At 71.8% G+C, this 14,854-nt stretch carries 16 protein-coding genes; 8 read left to right on the top strand and 8 right to left on the bottom strand.

Going from position 1 to position 14,854, the window contains the following annotated elements; translation table 11 throughout:
- Window positions 1–15 precede the first annotated feature (15 nt).
- From OG623_RS03510 to OG623_RS03495, 4 genes are all read right to left on the bottom strand, one after another.
- Window positions 16–1,272 carry an ROK family protein gene (locus OG623_RS03510; protein WP_406144179.1) on the bottom strand — a complete coding sequence of 419 codons (1,257 nt, stop codon included), beginning with the start codon at window positions 1,270–1,272 and terminating at the stop codon, window positions 16–18.
- A 51-nt stretch (window positions 1,273–1,323) separates the two neighbouring features.
- A complete protein-coding gene (locus OG623_RS03505; protein ID WP_406144177.1) occupies window positions 1,324–1,956 on the bottom strand; it encodes a DUF305 domain-containing protein in 633 nt (210 codons plus the stop codon).
- Window positions 1,953–2,603 (bottom strand): DUF3105 domain-containing protein, encoded by a 651-nt coding sequence (locus tag OG623_RS03500; protein ID WP_406144175.1) that lies wholly within the window; start codon window positions 2,601–2,603, stop codon window positions 1,953–1,955. Before OG623_RS03500 ends, OG623_RS03505 begins: the two co-directional genes overlap by 4 nt.
- 109 nt (window positions 2,604–2,712) lie before the next feature.
- Window positions 2,713–3,141, bottom strand: a complete 429-nt coding sequence (locus OG623_RS03495) for a hypothetical protein (RefSeq protein WP_406144173.1) — start codon at window positions 3,139–3,141, stop codon at window positions 2,713–2,715.
- Window positions 3,142–3,212: 71 nt separating this feature from the next.
- On the opposite strand from OG623_RS03495, the gene OG623_RS03490 reads away from it, so the two are divergent.
- The gene (locus OG623_RS03490; protein ID WP_406144171.1) at window positions 3,213–4,142 is read left to right on the top strand and encodes a phospholipid scramblase-related protein; all 930 of its coding nucleotides are present in this window, start codon (window positions 3,213–3,215) and stop codon (window positions 4,140–4,142) included.
- A 78-nt stretch (window positions 4,143–4,220) separates the two neighbouring features.
- Here OG623_RS03490 and pcaD read toward each other — a convergent pair whose 3' ends face one another.
- Genes pcaD through pcaH form a run of 4 tightly spaced genes read right to left on the bottom strand, consistent with a single transcriptional unit; the run spans window position 4,221 to window position 8,081 of the window.
- Entirely contained in the window at window positions 4,221–5,399 is a 1,179-nt protein-coding gene (gene pcaD / locus OG623_RS03485) for a 3-oxoadipate enol-lactonase (protein ID WP_406144169.1), read from the bottom strand.
- Entirely contained in the window at window positions 5,396–6,724 is a 1,329-nt protein-coding gene (pcaB, locus tag OG623_RS03480) for a 3-carboxy-cis,cis-muconate cycloisomerase (RefSeq protein ID WP_406144167.1), read from the bottom strand. Before pcaB ends, pcaD begins: the two co-directional genes overlap by 4 nt.
- Window positions 6,724–7,296 (bottom strand): protocatechuate 3,4-dioxygenase subunit alpha, encoded by a 573-nt coding sequence (pcaG, locus tag OG623_RS03475; protein ID WP_406144165.1) that lies wholly within the window; start codon window positions 7,294–7,296, stop codon window positions 6,724–6,726. The genes pcaB and pcaG overlap by 1 nt, the downstream gene beginning before the upstream one ends.
- Complete coding sequence (pcaH, locus tag OG623_RS03470) at window positions 7,296–8,081, bottom strand: protocatechuate 3,4-dioxygenase subunit beta (protein ID WP_406144163.1); 786 nt, start codon at window positions 8,079–8,081, stop codon at window positions 7,296–7,298. The genes pcaG and pcaH overlap by 1 nt, the downstream gene beginning before the upstream one ends.
- Window positions 8,082–8,291: 210 nt before the next feature.
- Between pcaH and OG623_RS03465 the strand changes: the two genes are divergently transcribed.
- The 7 genes from OG623_RS03465 to OG623_RS03435 all read left to right on the top strand — a co-directional run bounded on the left by OG623_RS03465 (window position 8,292) and on the right by OG623_RS03435 (window position 14,826).
- On the top strand, window positions 8,292–8,735 hold the full coding sequence (locus OG623_RS03465) for a MarR family winged helix-turn-helix transcriptional regulator (RefSeq protein WP_406144161.1): 444 nt from the start codon (window positions 8,292–8,294) through the stop codon (window positions 8,733–8,735).
- Window positions 8,736–8,967: 232 nt separating this feature from the next.
- Window positions 8,968–10,725 carry an FUSC family protein gene (locus OG623_RS03460; RefSeq protein ID WP_406144159.1) on the top strand — a complete coding sequence of 586 codons (1,758 nt, stop codon included), beginning with the start codon at window positions 8,968–8,970 and terminating at the stop codon, window positions 10,723–10,725.
- Window positions 10,722–11,225 carry a MarR family winged helix-turn-helix transcriptional regulator gene (locus OG623_RS03455; protein WP_406144157.1) on the top strand — a complete coding sequence of 168 codons (504 nt, stop codon included), beginning with the start codon at window positions 10,722–10,724 and terminating at the stop codon, window positions 11,223–11,225. The genes OG623_RS03460 and OG623_RS03455 overlap by 4 nt, the downstream gene beginning before the upstream one ends.
- 596 nt (window positions 11,226–11,821) lie before the next feature.
- Window positions 11,822–13,462 (top strand): sensor histidine kinase, encoded by a 1,641-nt coding sequence (locus tag OG623_RS03450; RefSeq protein ID WP_406144155.1) that lies wholly within the window; start codon window positions 11,822–11,824, stop codon window positions 13,460–13,462.
- On the top strand, window positions 13,459–13,866 hold the full coding sequence (locus OG623_RS03445) for a roadblock/LC7 domain-containing protein (protein ID WP_362894421.1): 408 nt from the start codon (window positions 13,459–13,461) through the stop codon (window positions 13,864–13,866). Before OG623_RS03450 ends, OG623_RS03445 begins: the two co-directional genes overlap by 4 nt.
- Complete coding sequence (locus OG623_RS03440) at window positions 13,863–14,231, top strand: DUF742 domain-containing protein (RefSeq protein WP_406144153.1); 369 nt, start codon at window positions 13,863–13,865, stop codon at window positions 14,229–14,231. Before OG623_RS03445 ends, OG623_RS03440 begins: the two co-directional genes overlap by 4 nt.
- Window positions 14,212–14,826, top strand: a complete 615-nt coding sequence (locus OG623_RS03435) for a GTP-binding protein (RefSeq protein ID WP_406144151.1) — start codon at window positions 14,212–14,214, stop codon at window positions 14,824–14,826. The genes OG623_RS03440 and OG623_RS03435 overlap by 20 nt, the downstream gene beginning before the upstream one ends.
- The last annotated feature ends 28 nt before the right edge of the window (window positions 14,827–14,854 follow it).

The raw sequence follows: 14,854 nt of genomic DNA, 5'->3' as shown, positions 1-14,854 counted from the left end.
GCCCGCCGTCAGGAGTCAGGAGTCCACCGGCGCCGGCAGCGCGTACGCCGCGGGGTCGGCCAGTACGTCCTGCATCACCAGCGCCGCCGCGCCCCGTGCCGCGTCGCCCGCGACGGACGAGGCGCGCAGCCTGCCCCCGCCCCGGGACCAGAGGCCGGACACCACGCGGCCCGTCAACTCCTCGTCGGCGGGCGGCGACAGCCACGGCATCAGGCCGCGGTAGATCCCGCCGAGCACCACCGCGTCCGGGTCGAACAGATTGACCGCGCCGGACAGCACCTGCCCCAGCATCCGGCCCGCGTCGGCCACGGCGGCCAGCGTCACCGGGTCACCCGCCTGCGCCCGCCGCTCCAGCTCCATCACTCCCGCAGCGCCGCCCGCCGACTCGTCGATGCCGGCCGCCCGCAGCAGAGCCGACTGGCCCGCGTACTGCTCCAGACAGCCACGCGAACCGCACCGGCACTCCGGGCCCGCCGGGTCCACCACCACATGGCCGATCTCCCCGGCGAACCCGTGCGCGCCGCGCAGCAGTTCGCCGTCGAGCACCAGGGCCCCGCCGACACCGATCTCGCCCGTCAGATAGAGGAAGCTGCGGACCGCGTCGAGTCCGCCGAACCACAGCTCGGCCAGCGCCGCGAGATTCGCCTCGTTCTCCGAGCGCACGGGCAGCGGTGCGGTGCCGGGACGCAGACCGGCGAGTGCCTGCGCGAACAACTCCTCGGCCGCGACCTGGTTCCAGCCCAGGTTCGGGGCCTGGCGCACCGAACCGCCCGAGACGAGTCCTGGCAGCGCCAGCGCCGTACCGACCGGGTGGAGATCCTGCTCGCGCGCCGAGTCCAGGGTGCGGGCGGCGATCCCCGCCGCCCGCGCCAGGACCTCACCGGGCGGTGCGCCCCGGTTGTCCAGGTGCTCGGTCTGCCGTACCCGTCCGGTGCCCGCCAGATCCACCACGCACACGGACACGTAGTCGATGTTGATTTCCACGCCGAACCCCGCGGGCCCCGTGCGCGCCACCTTCAGCGCCGTACCCGGGCGCCCGGCCTGACCGCTGAAGGTCTTGCCCGTCTCGGTGACGAAACCGCTGTCCAGCAGCTGCTCGACCAGCGAGGACACCGCGGCCCTGGTGAGCCCGACGCGTGCCGACACTCCGGCCCTGGTCGCCTCACCCGCCTCACCCTCGTCCCGCACGGCGCGCAGCACGAGGCTCAGGTTGTGGCGGCGCACGGTGTCCTTGTCGGCCTTGGACCCCAGGGGTGCGAGGTAGCTCTTCATATCGGCGACGAGCCTATGCGATGCCCGTCGCTGACCACCCGCCCCAGGGGCTCAGGGTCTTGCGCCCCTGGCCTTCAGCATGTCCGCCATCAGCGAGATCTCCGACTTCTGGGCGGGCACCATCCCCGCAGCCAGGCCCCTGATCTCGTCCGTGCCCGCCGAACCGGCCGCCGCCTGCGCCATCTCGGCCCCGGCCCTGTGATGGACGCTCATCAGCCGCAGGAACAGCACGTCGGCGTCCCTGCCGTCGGCGGTGCGCAACCGGTCCAGCTGGGTGTCCGTCGCCATGCCCGGCATGAGGGAACCGTCGGACGGTACGACCGTGTGGCCCATCCACTCCATCGGCGGCCGTTCCGAGCTCCTGGGCCTGCCCCAGGTCTCCAGCCAGCCCAGCATCATGCCCCGCTGGTTGGCCTGGGTGTTGATGATGTCGTACGCGAGCCGGCGCACGTCCTCGTCCTTCGTACGGTCCCGGACGATGAAGGACATCTCCACCGCCTGCTGATGGTGGACCGACATGTCCCGGGCGAACCCCACATCGGCCGAGCTCTCGGTGGGTGCGCCGGGCACCTCGGCCGCCGACGGCCGCAGGACCATCAGCAGCACCAGTCCCACGGCCACGATGAACACCACGGCCCCCGCCCACACCAGTGAACGGGGCCCGCGCGAGGCCGCCGAGGTCATTCGGCGACCCCGCCTGAGCAGGCGGCACCCGGCTCAGGGGTCTGCGGACCCTGGACGTACTTGGTGAAGAACTGCGCGACGCGGGCGTCGGTGGCGCTCTTCACAGTGAGCTGCTTGCCCCAGGCGCTGAGCATCAGCGGGTCCTTCTGGTCGGCCACGGGGCTGATCAGGGAGTACGGCGTCCTGCCGACGCGCTCGGAGAGCGCATCGATGTCGGCGGCCTTCGCCCTGTCGTTGTACGTGACCCAGACGGCGCCGTGCTCCAGGGAGTGGACGGCGTTCTCGTCCGGTATCGCCTCGGTGTAGACATCGGCGTCGCAGTTCATCCAGACCGGGTCGTGGTCACCGCCGACGGGCGGGTTCATCGGGTAGCTCACCGGCGTCCCGACGTGGTTCCGGGGCAGGTCGTCCCAGGACTTCTCGCCGGTGACGGGCGAGGTCCTGGCCTGTTCGTCGGCCTTGTCCTTCTTGTCGGTGGCCGACATCAGATAGCCGCCACCGGCGACGAGGCCGGCGACCACGGCGACGGCCGCACCGATGGTGATGAGGCGGCTGCGGCGCTCGCGGGCCCGTTCCTTGCGGCGGGCCTCCTCCAGCTTGGCGCGGCGCGCGGCGGCGGGGCTGTTCTGCTTCTTTGCGGAAGGCATGTCAGGTCCTCGGGTTCAGCGGATCGGGAAGGAGGAGGGCATACGGGTGTGCCGCCTCCCGCGCATCGGTGGCGCGAAGGGCGGATCCGGCATGGCCTTCGGACAGTCCCTAGATCCGTTGGACCTGAAGGAGCAGTTGGTCGACAGCGCCCACGCTGTCGTTCGACGGGCCCCTGATGACCGAGGCACCGGTGAGCGGGGCGGTCCTGAGCGCCACCGAAGGACAGGGCAGGGATGCGGGCGCGGGATGGCCGGGGAGTACGACGGCCGTCGAGTGGTCCGCCGTTCCATGGCAGGAAGTGCCCATGCCCCGTTCGCCGGGGGAGTCCACGACGACGACCGAGACGGTGGCCACGGGCGCCGGGGTGAAGGCCGTGGCGCCGGCCGCGGCCGGCGTGGACGGGGCCCCGTGGGGTGCGGCCGTGGCGGCCGGTGACCAGCAGAAGAACGCCGCCACGAGCAGCAGTGCCCAGACCGGGGCGACGAGCGGGGCGTTGCCGCTCCGTCGCCGGTGGGTCCATCCGCTCGCGCTGCTCATCCCCGTCATCGTAAGGGGTGGATGAACTTTCAAGGAGTTCGGCCCACAGGTCGGCGCGATAGTCTGCCCGGGTGACGACGCAATCGAACGTACCAGCGGGCTGGCATCCGGACCCCCACGGCGCGCCTCAGCTGCTGCGCTACTGGGACGGCTCCCGATGGACCGAGCACACGCACCCCGCCCAGGGACAGACACCGGCTCAGGGGCAGGCCCCCGCTCAGGGGCAGGCGGCCGCGCAGGGCCAGGCGCCCGCGCAGACCGCCCAGCCGAACTCCGCCGTGCCGCCGCAGCAGCAGTTCGCCCCGCAGCAGCAGGCGCCCGCCCAGCAGTTCGCGCCGCAGCAGGCCCAGCAGCCGCAGCAGCCCCAGCAGGCGGCCCCTCAGCAGGGCGTGCCCAGCGGCGGCTCGCTGTTCAACCAGCAGGTCCTGGTCGTGAACCAGAAGGCCAAGCTGATCGAGGTCACGAACGAGTACAGCGTCTTCGACCAGCAGGGCAACACCATCGGTACGGTGGTCGAGGTCGGCCAGAGCAGCATGCGCAAGGTGCTGAGGTTCGTCTCCAGCGTCGACCAGTACCTCACGCACCGCCTGGAGATCCGCGACGCCTACGGGCAGCCTCAGCTGCTCCTGACCCGGCCGGCGAAGTTCATCAAGTCCAAGGTGATCGTCCAGCGCCCCGACGGGCAGCCCGTGGGCGAGATCGTCCAGCAGAACGCCATCGGCAAGATCAACTTTGCGATGACGGTCAACGGCCAGCAGGTCGGTGCGATCAAGGCCGAGAACTGGCGCGCGTGGAACTTCGCCATCGTCGACCACAACGACGCCGAGGTCGCCAGGATCACCAAGACCTGGGAGGGCCTGGCCAAGACCATGTTCACCACGGCCGACAACTACGTGCTGCAGATCCACTACCAGCTCCCCGAGCCGCTGCTGAGCCTCGTCGTGGCGACGGCGCTCACCGTGGACACCGCACTCAAGCAGGACTCCCGCGGCCTCGGCTGAGCCGCCACGGAGATCACGGGAGGGCGCCCGGCAGCACCGGGCGCCCTCCCGTGTCCGTGCCTGCCGGAGTGTCCGTGTCTATCGGAGTGTCCGTGTCCACCGGCCGGTGTCCGCGCCGTCCTCCCGCTCCGTCCTCAGCTCCGCCAGCACCCGCTCGGCCACCGCGAACGCCGAGTTCGCCGCCGGGACCCCGCAGTAGACCCCCGTCTGCAGGAGCGCGGCGCCGATCTCCCGCGGGCTGAGACCGTTGCGTACGGCCGCCCTGACATGCATCGCGAGCTCGCCGTCATGGCCGTGCGCGACCAGGGCGGTCATGGTGATCAGGCTGCGTTCCCGTCGCGAGAGCGTCGGGTCGCTCCAGATCTCGCCCCAGGCGTAGCGGGAGATGAAGTCCTGGAAGGGCGCGGTGAATTCCGAGGTCGCCGCCTGGGCGCGGTCCACGTGCGCATCGCCGAGTACCTCCCGGCGCACCACCGTCCCGCTCCCGCGCTCCCGGGGCGCGAAGTGGGCGCGCAGCGCCTCCCGCACGGGCTCCGGGCGTTCGGCGGGAGCCAGATGGGAGGCGCCCGGCAGTTCGGTCAGCGCGGCGTCCGGGATCCCGTCCGCGATCTCGCGGGCGTGCGCCGGTGGCGTCGCCGGATCCTGGCGGCCCGCGACGACCAGCGTCGGCGCGCGCACCCCGGCGAGACCGGGCCGTAGATCGCACTCGGCGAGCGCGTCGCAGCACGCGGCGTACGCGTCGGGATCCGTGCCCAGGAGATCGTCGAGCAGCCGGGGTTCGGTGAAGCCCGGCGTGAACCAGCGTCCCGCGGCGCTCTCCGCGACCTTGCCGAGCCCCTCGGCGCGTACGAGCGCGGCGCGCTCCCGCCAGGGTCCCGGGTCGCCGAAGTGGGCGGACGAACAGACGACGGCCAGTCGGTCCACGCGCTCCGGGTGATGGACGGCGAGCCAGAGGCCCACCGCCCCGCCCAGCGACACCCCGGCGTACGAGAACCGGTCCAGGGACAGCGAGTCGGCGAGGTCCAGGACCAGGGCGCCCAGATCGTCGACCCGCGCCCCGGGGCCGATCAGGGCGGCGGGGGAGCCGCCGTGCCCGGGAAGGTCCCACCGCAGGACCCGGTGGGTGGCGGACAACTCCGGGGCGACCGCGTCCCAGAGGGCGGTGGAGGTGCCGAGCGACGGGCCGAGCAGCAGCGGGGGACCGCTCGCCGGCCCTTCGGCGCGATGGTGGAGGAGACGGTCGGGTGTCGTGGTCATCGGCGCTCCAGAGCGCGGTCGGTGAGGAGCCCGGCGCAGCCGGTGTACCGGGCGGGGTCGGTCAGTTCCGCGAGATCGAGGCCGTCGAACGCGGGCTCACTCGCGAGGACGTCGGCCAGCGGCCGGCCCTCCTCGCGTGCCAGGACCGCGGCCTCGGTGAGGATCTCGGTGGCACGGGCAGGCCCGACCCGGCCGGCGGCGACGGCGGCCAGCCGCTCCGAGACGATCAGCCCGCCCGTCAGCCCCAGATGGCTCCGCATGACCGCGGGGAACACCTGGAGTCCAGCGGTGAGTTCCGCCGCGTCCCGCGCGGCGCCGCCGACCAGGCGCAGCAGATCGCGCAGCGGCTCCCACTCGGCGTGCCAGGCCCCCGCAGGACGCTCGTCCTCGGCGGTGAGCGAGCCGTACAGCGTGGCCGCCTGGCCCGGTGCGCGGCGGGCCGCGGCGGCGATCAGGGTGGCCCGCACCGGGTTGGCCTTGTGCGGCATCGCGGAGGAGCCGCCGCCGGAACCCTCGGCGAGCTCGCCGAGCTCGGTACGGGACAGCGTCAGCACATCGGCCGCCGTCTTGCCGAGCGCCCCCGCCGTGAAGGCGAGCGCACCGGCCAGGTCCGCGACCGGCGTACGCAGGGTGTGCCAGGGCAGCGACGGTTCGGCCAGCCCGAGGTCCCGGGCGTAGGCGGCGACGAGACGGGGACCCGCGGCCTGGCCGGCGTCGGCGGTGAAGGCCGCCAGTGTGCCCGCCGCGCCGCCGAGCTGGACGGGGAGCGAGGCGCGCACCGCCCGCAGCCGGTCCCGCGCGTCCAGCACCAGAGCCCGCCACCCGGCCGCCTTGAGGCCGAAGGTCGTCGGCACGGCGTGCTGGGTCAGGGTGCGGCCGGGCATCGGGCTGTCACGATGCCCGGCCGCCAGCCGCTCCAGCGCGTCGGCGGTCAGCCCCAGGTCGTCGAGGACGAGCGCCAGGGTCCTGGACGCCATCAGCATCGCCGCCGTGTCCAGGATGTCCTGGCTGGTCGCGCCCCGGTGCACGAAGGGCCGCAGCTCCTCGTCGACGGCCGCGGAGAGCGCGGCGACCAGCGGGATCACCGGGTTGCCGCCGGACCGCGCCCGCAGCGCCAGCTCCCGTACGTCGAAGCGGCCGGCGTCCGCCGCCGCGGTCACCGCGGGACCCGCCCGGTCGGGGGCGAGCCCGGTGGCGGACCGCGCCCGGGTCAGCGCGGCCTCGGCGTCCAGCATCGCCCGCAGGAAGGCGTGGTCGCCTGTGGCGGCCTCGGCGGGGGAGCCGGCCCGCCCGGGGGCGAGGAGGCCGGCATCGCTCTCGTGCATCAGCTGAACTCCAGGAAGACCGTCTCGTCGTCGCCCTGGAGACGGATGTCGAAGCGGTAGGCGCGAGGGCCCGCCGGTGTCGCGATCAGTGTGGCGCGCCGCTCCGCGTCCAGCGACTCCAGCAGCGGATCGCCCGCGGTGGAGGCCGCGTCGAGCAGATCGGGGAGATACACCCGGGTGTAGAGGTGGTGGACCAGGCCGCGGGCGAACACGGCGGCACTGAGGTACGGGACACCGCCCGGCGGCAGCGTACGCACGAACCAGCGCCCGGCCGCGTCCGTGGGCGCCCGGCCGAACCCGGTGAAGTCCACCCCGTCGCGTCCGATCACCTGGCCCGTCGCGGGGTCGTGGCGCAGCGATCCGGGCAGGCCGGTGCGTGAGCCGTCGGGTGCGGGCTGCCAGGTCTCCACGATGGCGTCGGGCACCGGGTCGCCACGGCCGTCGAGCACATGGCCGTGCACCGTGAGCGTGTCGGGGTGCCCGGCCGGGGCGACCTCGCTGCCGCCGGGGAAGGGCAGCGCGTAGCCGTAGAAGGGGCCGACGGTCTGGGAGGGGGTCGGTGCGATGGACATCAGGCGTCGCCTTCTTCCTCGGTCCAGGTGGCGCACGGTCCGTCCAGGACGATGTCCCAGCGGTAGCCGAGGGAGAACTCGGGAACGGACAGGTCGTGGTCGTACGTCGATATGAGCCGCTCGCGCGCGCCCTGGTCGGTGACCGACCTGATCACCGGGTCGTAGGGGAGGAGTGGGTCGCCGGGGAAGTACATCTGGGTGACCAGGCGCTGGCTGAACGCCGTGCCGAACAGCGAGAAGTGGATGTGCGCGGGGCGCCAGGCGTTGGTGTGGTTGCGCCACGGATAGGCGCCGGGCTTGATCGTCGTGAACGCGTAACCGCCGTCGTCGTCGGTCAGGCAGCGCCCGAATCCGGTGAAGTTCGGGTCGAGCGGGGCCGGGTGCTGGTCGAGCTGGTGGGCGTACCGCCCGGAGGCGTTGGCCTGCCAGACCTCGACGAGCTGTCCCCGCACCGGCTGCCCGGCGCGGTCGAGCACCCGTCCGGTGACGGTGATCCGCTCGCCGAGCGGCTCGCCGATGTGCTGGGCGGTGAGGTCGCGGTCCAGGGCGGTCACATCGCTGACGCCGAAGGCGGGCCCCGACAGCTCGACCGCCTCCGGGTCGCGTACGGGGATGAGCGAGCGGTGCGGGTGGCGGAAGTGACTGCTGCGGTAGGCGGGGTAGTCGCGCGGCGGGTGGTGCGCGCCGGGCTCGGCGGCCGCCTGGGCCCTGGCCACCTCGGCGTCGATCTCCCGCTGGCTCATGCCGTCGGGCAGCGGGGGTGCGGGAAGGTCACGTGCGGTCATGTCACGGCTCCGTGAATTGCTGAAACGCTCAGTGGAAATGCCCGGTGGGTGGGCATGTGCTCAACGGAAATGCTCAGTGCACTGAGTAAAGTGTGATGGTCATGAAGCTACCCATGGCGCGCTGTTGTGGTCAAGACCCTCAGTACACTGTGTATCTTCGGCCCTACGGTCGGCCGGACGGCCGACAGCCGACGAAGAGAGGGCGGTGCCGTGCAGGCGGTCGACCTGAGTACCCACCCGGGGCATCTGGCCCGGCGCCTTCAGCAGGCGCACCATCTGCTCTGGAACACGATGGTCTCGCAGGAGATCACCTCGCCCCAGTTCGCCGTGCTCAACGCCCTGACCGCCGAGCCCGGCCTCGACCAGCGGACGGTGGGGGAGCGGGTCGGGCTCGACCGGTCCACCGTCGCCGAGGTGATCAGCCGGCTGCTGCGCCGGGAGCTGCTGGACAAGGTGCGTGACCCCGACGACGGACGGCGCTTCCTGCTCCGCCTCACGGACGAGGGGGCGCGCACCCACCGGCGGCTCGCGCTGCGCACGGTCGGGATGAACCAGGTCTTCCTCGGCCCGCTCTCGGCGGCGGAGCAGCAGACGCTCTTCGGCCTGATGAGCCGGGTGGCGGACGCCGTGGAGGACTTCCGGGTGTCTGAGTAGGCCGGACGGTCACCGGGGCCGCCCGCACGTCCGAGGTGCTCAGCTCGACCCAGCAGGGCCGCCCGCTACCGGTTCGGTGAGCTTCAGGCGGTTTCCTCCCGAGGCGCACCAGCTGTCATATTCCTACGCTGTTGTGCAGCATGCCAGGGCGGTGTGTGGGCGGCGGCTACCGGAGCGCAGGGCGGGACCGCGGGAAGTAATTTACGTGTGTAACACCTGCTAAAGTAAATGAGTGAGTGATACAGCCGTGCGACCCCGGAAGCCATCCGTCCACAAACTGCCGGTCACCGGTGTCCTGCGGCTGAACAGTCCCGCGGAGATCTGGTACAAGCCCGCGCTGAGTGTGGTGGTCGCCTCCGCCGTCCCGAACCTGCTGCTGTACTCCCTCGACCGCCTCGACCTCGTCATGTACACGATGGCGGGTTCACTCTGTGCGCTCTACGGGCACAACCTGCCGTACGCCCGCAGGGTCCACACCGTCCTCCGCGTGGTCCTGGGCATGGCCGCGGGCTTCGCCGTCGCGCTGGTCACCGCCTCGTTCACCGAATCGACGCCGGTGCTGATCGCGGTCGGCGCGCTGCTCGCGGCCGTGCAGAAGACCTTCTGCGACGCCACGCGCATCGGCCCGCCCGGCAATGTGATCTTCACCTTCGTCACATCGGCCGCGCTCTTCGCGCCGCAGGAGATCGGGCAGGTGCCCGGTCATATGGCCCTGATGCTGGCCGCGGGTGCCTTCTCCTGGCTGGTCAGTACCGGACCGGTCCTGTGGCGCAGGGAGGGGCCCGAGCGCCTCGCCACCGCCCGCGCGCTCGACGCCGCCGCGGCGTACGCGACGGCTCCCGACTCCCGGACCCGGCACGCCGTCGCCACCGCGGTCCAGGCCGCCTGGCAGTCCCTGCTGGCCGCCGGGCGCCCCACCCCCGTACGCCAGGAACTCGAACGGCTCGTCGTCCACGCCGAACGGACCCTCGCCACCGTCGCGACCGACAGCCGTGTCCCCGCCGTCGGCCATGTCCCTACCGTCGGCCACGTCCCCACCGTCGGCCATGTCCCCGACGTGGACCCGGACGAGCTGCGCCGGTGGGCGGCCGACACCCGTTCCCGTGGCCCCGTCCCCAGCCCGCCCCTCGCACCCGGCACCGTCGAGCAGCTCTTCGGGATCGATGCCGAGCGGGCCGGGCAGCGCATGCGCAGGGGCCGGCGCGAGGCCCGGCGCAGACTGCTGCGCGCCCTCGGCCCCGGCTCGCCCGTGCTGCCGGTCGCCTTCCGCACCCTCCTCGGCTGCGCACTGGCCGGCTATGTGTCGGCCGCGCTCGGGGTGGGCCACCCGTACTGGGCCATCGTCACGGCGGCGGCCGTCTACCAGCCCAACCTCGCCCTCTCCTGGAGCAGGGCCGTGCAGCGGACCGTGGGCAACCTCCTCGGGGTGCTGGTCTTCGCCGCGGTCATCCCGCTCGCCCGGGTCGGCTCGCTGGCGCTCGTCCTGTGTGTCCTGTTCTTCAGCTTCGCCGCCGAGGCCCTGATCACCCGCAACTACTGGCTCGGCTCCATCGCGGTCACCCCGATGGCCCTGCTGATCCTCGAATTCGGCGGGTTCCAGCCGGCGGGGCGGCTCATCGGGGACCGTGCCCTGGACACTCTCGTGGGCGTCGCGGTCGGCTTCCTCGTCGCGATCGCCGTCACCAACCGCCGGGCGTCGGGACGCGTCGAACTGGCCATCGCCGCGGCGGCGGACGCCCGGCGCCGGGCCGAGCGTGCGGTCGCCGACCCGACGGCCGACGCCCTGGTGCTCGAAACGGCGCGCAGGAGACTGACCGCCTGCCTCGTCGAGCTGCGCGACGCCAGTGATGTCGCGTCGGGCGAATGGTGGCAGCGCGCCCTGCCCGAGCAGGAGCTGCTGGCCGCCGAGCAGGCAGGACACCGTACGCTCGCGGCGACAGCACAGCGGCAGGGGCTGATCACCCTGCCCCCGACGAGTGGAGCGGTGTGACCGACGACATCGTGGCCTCGGTGGTACGGCAGTGGCAGGCCGTCAGCCCGGGGCTCGACACGGAGCCGATGGCACTCATCGGCCGTATCAACCGGTGCTCGGCCCTTCTTCAGCAGGCCGAGGACGCCCCACTGCGGGCCGCCGGACTCACCCGTGCCGAATTCGACCTGCTCGGCGCGATGCGGCGCACCGACCGTGAGCTCACCCCGGGCGAGCTGGCCCGCGAGACCTTCTCGTCCGGGGCCGCCGTCACGAAGCGGCTGCGTGCCCTCCAGGAGTCCGGCCTGATCGCTCGCCGCAGCGACGCCAGGGACCGCAGGGTCGCGCACGTCGGACTGACCGAGGCCGGGCGGGAGCTCGTCGACCGGCTGCTGCCCGAACAGCTCGCCTACGAGCGGTCGGTGCTCTCCGGGCTCGACGAGAAGACCAGGAACGAGCTCGGCGAACAGCTCGGCGAGCTGCTGGTGCAGCTGGAGGGCCGGCTCGGCGGCCGCCTCTGACGTCCCCACCGCTCCTGCCGTCCTCGCCTGCCCCGCCCTGTCGTCCTCACCGACCGTGAGGACGACAGGGCGGGGCATTCTCACGCGCTGCCCGGCGGTGCCGGTCGGTGCGAACCCCGCGCCGCAGCAGTCGCACATCCGTCCGTCGCTCAGGAATCTGCGACTTTCGATCCGATTCGATCACATGTGCCCTCGTCCCGTTCTGAGGTACGGATTCGTTCGCATGGAGCAGCCGCGATCGCTCGCGTGTGCGCACTATTTCCTATTCCTGCTGGGAATTCACCGGCCTTCCTGAGCGACCACGGAGAACCGCTGTCCCGCAGAGTCGGACACAAGGGTCCACTTTCTCCCGGTTCCCGCATCACGTCACTCCCCGCGCACGTCTGACGGCGCTGAGTGCGAAAACTGGCGAGTGTATTACCGCCGGCGTGCTCGCGCAGGTGGTTGGGCGAATATGCCGAGGCACTGTTCTGATCTGGTTAGGCTCACGCGCAGTGAAGTCGAGTTGAGAAGAATCCGAGCACTTGTTCATAACTATGCGCACAAGTGCGTGTACCTCCCGAATACCTTCCCGAATCAACCGCCAGAGGGTTTAGATGGTCCGTGTTGAATCACCGCCGACCAACAGAGACATCCCCGTAGTGCGCGCCGCGCTCCTGCCCGTTGTGCTGATGGCCGCCGCGACCGCCGCCGGCGCCGTGCCGGTCACCGGAGCCACACGGGCGGCAGTCATCTGGTGCGGGGCGATCGCCACAGTCGTGGTCGCCACGCTCGCCGTCGTACTGAACCGCCGTCGCCGCGCGACGCGTATCCAACGCGCCGAGTACGAACGGCGCATCGCCTACCTGGAACACCGCATCGCGTCGTACGACCAGGAGACCGAACGGCTCAGCAAGGAACTCCTGCCCACCGCGATCCGCAGGCTCCGCGCCAGCAACTCGCCGCAGGAGGTGATGCGTGACGTCGTCGACGCCGACGCGTCCTACCGCAACCTCCCCAAGGCGCAGCGCGCCCTGGTCCTCCAGGTCCTCGACATCATCGACAACGAGGAGGCCATGCGTGACTCCGCGCAGCGCGCCTTCGTCAGCGTCGCCCGCCGGGTCCAGGCCATCGTCCACCGACAGGCCAGTGAACTCCGGGAGATGGAGGACCACCACGGTCGCAACCCCGATGTGTTCGACGACCTGCTGCGCATCGACCACGGCACCGCGCTGATCGGGCGGCTCGCCGACTCCATCGCCGTGCTCGGCGGCGCCCGGCCCAGCCGCCAGTGGCCCAAGGCCGTACCGCTGTTCAGCGTGCTGCGCGGTGCCATGTCGCGGATCCTGGAGTACCAGCGCGTCGATCTGCACTCGATCGCCAAGGTCGCCATCGTCGGCACCGCGGTCGAACCGCTCATCCACGCCTGCGCCGAACTCCTCGACAACGCCACGCGTTACTCGCCGCCCCAGACCCGGGTGCACGTCACCGCGGTCGAGGTGCAGACCGGCATCGCCATCGAGATCGAGGACGGCGGCGTCAGCCTGAGCGAGGAGGCCCGGGTGCGGGCCGAGAACATGCTCGCCCAGGCTCAGGCCGGCATCAACATGAACGACCTGGGGGAGTCCCCGCGCCTCGGTATGGCCGTGGTCGGCCGGCTCGCCCGCATGTACCAACTCCAGGTCTCCCTGCGCCAGTCCGCGTACGGAGGGGTCCGCGCCGTCCTCATCGTGCCGCGCGACATGATCACCACAGGGCCCGCACCGGGCATCGCGCACGGCATCGGCGCCACCTCGCGGCCGCAGAGCTCGCTGGACATGTCGCAGATGCAGCACGTCGTGCCGCCGCGTGGCAAGCACAAGGCGCGTCCCGCCGCGACCGGCCCCGTCTCTTCGCCGACGTCGTCCGCGGCCCCGCCGGCGCCCGTACCCGCCCCGGCGCCGTCCGCCGCGCGGTCCGCGCCCCCCGCAGCGGCCATGGGTGACGACGAGATCGTCGTCACCGAGTGGACCGAGGGCGGACTCCCGCAGCGCCGCAGCAGGGGGCGCGCGCCCCTCGGCTCGCACAACCTCCCGCAGCAGTCGGCGCCGGCCGCCGAACCCGTGGCGCGCAACGGTCACAACGGACAGGGCGGCGGCGGTTCGGCACCTCCCGGTCTCTGGCTCGAGGCCTTCACCCAGGCCGTCAACGGTGTGCCCAAGGGAACGCAGCACGACACAGAGTCCGATGACGCGTGGGACAAGGGAGACGAGAAGTGATCCAGCAGCGGGGAAACATGGACTGGATGCTCAAGGAACTGGCCGACGACGTACCGAGCATCCATCAGATCGTGGTGCTCTCCGCCGACGGCCTCCGCATCGCCCGGCACGGCGGCGACCCCGACGTCGCCGACCGTCTCGCGGCGGCCTGCGCGGGACTGCAGAGCCTGGCCGCCGCGGTGGCCACCGAAATCCCCTACAGCGACGGCCTGATGAAGCTCGTCGTCATCGAGGTCACCGGGGGCTTCTTCTATCTGATGGCGGCCGGCTCCGGCGCCTACCTCGCAGTCCTGGCCGGCGAGACGGTCGACGCGGGGCTCGTGGGCGCGCGGATGCGTGACATGGTCGTCCGGATCGGCGCGCACCTGACGAGTCCTCCGCGCCACGACGGGCAGGCCGGATGAGTCCTCCCCGACGAGAACGCCGCAAGGCCGACCCGGAGCTGAGCGACCCGGAACGGCTGTATGTGATCACCGGGGCTCCCGACGGCGAGCGAGCGGCACTCGACCTCGTCACGATGGTCGTGGCGCAGGCCGAGCCGTCGCCCACGGTCCAGCCCGAGCAGGCCGCGATCCTGCGGCTCTGCAGGGCGCCGCTGTCGGTGGCCGAGATCTCGGCCTATCTGAGCCTGCCCTTCAGCGTGGTCACCTCGCTCCTGACAGAACTCCTGGCGACCGAACTGGTCGAATCGCGCGCGCCCATCGTCCGCGCCTCGCTCCCGGACCGGTCCCTCCTCGAAGCGGTGATGCATGGACTTCAGAAGCTCTGACACGATCACGGGCCCCCGCAGTGAGGACGTCCTCCCCAGCACGGCCACGGCCGCGGTGAAGGTCGTCGTCGTCGGCGGGTTCGGGGTCGGCAAGACCACCATGGTCGGCTCGGTGAGCGAGATCCGGCCCCTGACGACCGAAGAGACCATGACCCAGGCCGGCGTCGGCGTGGACGACAACGTGGGTGTGGAGACCAAGACCGCCACCACCGTGGCCATGGACTTCGGCAGGATCAGCCTCAGCGAGGAACTGATCCTCTATCTGTTCGGCACCCCCGGCCAGGAACGCTTCTGGTTCCTGTGGAACGGGCTCTTCGAAGGAGCGCTCGGAGCGGTCGTCCTCATCGACACACGACGGCTCCAGGTCAGCTTCGACGTCATCGGGAGGCTGGAGGAGCGCGGCGTACCGTTCGTCGTCGCCGTCAACACCTTCCCCGACGCGCCGTACCACCCCGTCGAGGCGCTCCGCAGTGCCATGGACCTGCCGGACGAGGTGCCGATGATCGACTGCGACGCCCGGCTGCGTACCTCGAGCCGCGATGTGCTGATGACCCTGATGCGCTACCTGCACAGCCTCGCCGTGCCGCTCGCCTGACGGCGGCACGCACCTGCCTCTTGAACGG

Source organism: Streptomyces sp. NBC_01012 (assembly GCF_045162755.1).
Lineage (GTDB): Bacteria > Actinomycetota > Actinomycetes > Streptomycetales > Streptomycetaceae > Streptomyces.
Note: the sequence above shows the minus strand (reverse complement) of the source record. Positions and strands in the feature narration are given on the sequence as shown.